This window comes from Azospirillum oleiclasticum (genome assembly GCF_013423485.1).
Lineage (GTDB): Bacteria > Pseudomonadota > Alphaproteobacteria > Azospirillales > Azospirillaceae > Azospirillum > Azospirillum oleiclasticum.
In genome coordinates this window covers 1-296 of the sequence record NZ_JABFFR010000071.1, presented here as the reverse complement: position 1 = coordinate 296, position 296 = coordinate 1, and the positions used below count along the sequence as shown (strand labels likewise).

General features: G+C 66.2%; 1 protein-coding gene. It reads right to left on the bottom strand.

Annotation, left to right across the window (positions count from 1 at the left end):
• The coding region (locus HL658_RS35605; protein WP_180287737.1) for a transposase at positions 1-296 on the bottom strand (296 nt) is incomplete at both ends.

The following is a 296-nucleotide window of genomic DNA, read 5'->3' as shown; positions in this document are numbered from 1 at the left end:
CGCCAAAGTACAGGTCGGCATGGTCGGGGCTGATGTGATGGAAGACGCCGGCGATCGTGCGCCGGACACGATCGGTGAAGCCCTCGGCCGAGTTGGCATGCACGCTGCCGCGAACATACTCGCGCTGGGAATGGCGGATCGTATCGTGCGCACCGAATGCGCTCCCGATGGCGACGAACGCCTTCCATTCGTCGCTCATCAAGCGCGCGTTGGAATCGACAGCGGCTTCCAGTACCCGCTCAGCCTCGTCGAGCGACAGGTCGGCGACCACGGCGGCACGGGCTTCGCCGGCCGGT